Annotated in this window: 2 protein-coding genes; both read left to right on the forward strand. The window is 63.4% G+C overall.

Annotation, left to right across the window (positions count from 1 at the left end; all coding sequences use genetic code 11):
• Positions 1-1,182 (forward strand): IS21 family transposase (gene istA / locus M2267_RS29900; RefSeq protein WP_429119466.1); only part of this gene is annotated, 1,182 nt, incomplete at its 5' end.
• A 14-nt stretch (positions 1,183-1,196) separates the two neighbouring features.
• Positions 1,197-1,952, forward strand: coding sequence for an IS21-like element helper ATPase IstB (gene istB / locus M2267_RS29905; protein ID WP_429119467.1), 756 nt, complete (start codon positions 1,197-1,199; stop codon positions 1,950-1,952).
• The last annotated feature ends 146 nt before the right edge of the window (positions 1,953-2,098 follow it).

Genomic DNA, 2,098 nt, shown 5'->3' on the forward strand with positions numbered 1-2,098 from the left:
CGTTTCTGCGAGCTATTCCGCGGTTTCGAGCAGCGCCTTTCGCCGACGATGCGCCAGGAGCATGCTGCCGGCGATAAGGTCTTCGTGGACTATTCCGGTAAGAAGGTGCCGATCGTCGATCGCAAGACCGGGGAAGTCCGCGAGGCGGAGCTGTTCCTCGGCGTGCTCGGCGCGTCGAGCTTCACCTTCGCCGAGGTGACCTGGTCGCAGACCTTGCCGGACTGGATCGGCTCGCACGTGCGCATGTTCGCCTTCTTCGGCGGCGTGCCCCGCCTGATCGTACCCGACAATCTGAAGTCCGGCGTCAGCCGCGCCAGCTTCTACGATCCCGAGATCAACCGTAGTTACGGCATGATGGCGTCCCACTACGGTGTCGGCGTTCTGCCGGCGCGGCCGCGACGCCCGAAGGACAAGGCCAAGGTCGAGAACGGCGTGCGCTTCGCCCAGAGCTGCATTCTCGGTCGCTTGCGCAAGCAGACTTTCTTCTCACTCACAGAAGCCAATGCCGCGATCGCCGGCGTGCTGGAGCGCATCAACAATCATGTCATGCGCCGGCTGGGCGTCAGCCGCCGACATCTCTTCGAGGCGGTCGAACGCGCCGCGCTCGCAAGTCTGCCCGCTGAGGATTACGAGTTCGCCGAATGGCGTTTTGCGCGGGTGTCGACGGACTATCATGTCGAGTTCCAGAGCTTCTTCTATTCCGTCCCACATGGCCTCATCCGCCAGCAGGTCGATATCCGGGCGACAGTGCGGATGGTCGAGATCTTCCATCGCGGCAAACGCGTCGCGGTCCATCAGCGCCGCTATGGTGGGCCGCGCTATGGAACAGACCCCGCGCACATGCCCAGTTCCCACCGCCGCTACGCCGAGTGGACGCCGGAGCGCTTCCGGCGCTGGGGCGCGTCCATCGGTCCGCAAACCGAGGGGTTGATCACCGCCATCCTCGCCAGCCGGCCGCATCCCGAGCAAGGCTTCAGAACATGCCTCGGCATCCTGCGCCTTTATCGCGACATCACCGGCGACCGCGCCGAGGCCGTTTCGGCGCGCGCCGTCGAGATCGGCGGCCTGACCTGCAAGACCATTGCCTCGCTCATCGCCACCCACAAGGACGCAAGGCATTCCACCGAACCTGCTGCCGTCATGGAGCACGCCAATCTGCGTGGCCCCGGCTACTTCCATTGAGGAGACAACGAACGATGCTGACCAATCCCACCATCGATATGCTGCGCGAACTCGGCCTGACAGGCATGGCCAGCGCCTATCAGGAACTCGAGGCGCAACCGGAAGCGAGACACCTCGAGCATGGCGAATGGCTTGCGCTGCTGCTCGAACGCGAGACGACCACGCGCCGGCAGAAGCGCTTCGAGGCCAGGGCCCGCGCCGCGAAGCTGCGCCATGACGCCCAGATCGAGAACGCTGACTTCCGCGCCGCCCGCGGCCTGGATCGCAATCTCTTCATGAAGCTCGCCGGTTGCGACTGGATCAGTCAACGCCACAGCCTGCTGTTGATCGGCCCGGCCGGCGTCGGAAAGAGCTGGCTTGCCTGCGCGCTCGGACACAAGGCATGCCGCGAGGATTTCTCCGTCGCCTATCACCGCCTTCCAAGGCTGTTCGCCACCCTTGCCCTGGCGCGCGGCGACGGCCGATATCCCAAGGTCCTCAAGGCGCTCGCTCGAACCGACCTGCTCATCCTCGACGACTGGGGCCCGGAGAAGCTCAACGACGAGCAGCGTCGCGATCTCCTGGAAATCATCGAGGACCGATACGAGAGGCGATCGACCATCGTCACCAGCCAGGTGCCCGTCGATCACTGGTACGACATGATCGGCAATCCAACCATCGCCGACGCCGTCTTGGATCGCCTTGTTCACAATGCCTATCGCATCGAACTCAGCGGCGAGAGCATGCGAAAACAGAAAGCCGTGACCACCGACCAAACAACCCTGGCTTGACCACGGAACGGGTTCAGGTCAAAAAAACACACGACCCAGGGGCACAGCAACTGTCCGGCTTCAAATCGGAATCGTGTCCGGTATGCGATCGGAATACCTGTCCGGCTTCAGATTGGAATAGCCGTCCGGCATCATCGGAATACGCA

It is taken from the genome of Ensifer sp. KUDG1, assembly GCF_050434285.1.
Taxonomy (GTDB): Bacteria; Pseudomonadota; Alphaproteobacteria; order Rhizobiales; family Rhizobiaceae; genus Ensifer.

Coding starts and splice junctions, on each gene's coding strand:
- istB (WP_429119467.1), top strand. CDS start 1,197: ATGCTGACCAATCCCACCATCGATATGCTGCGCGAACTCGGCCTGACA.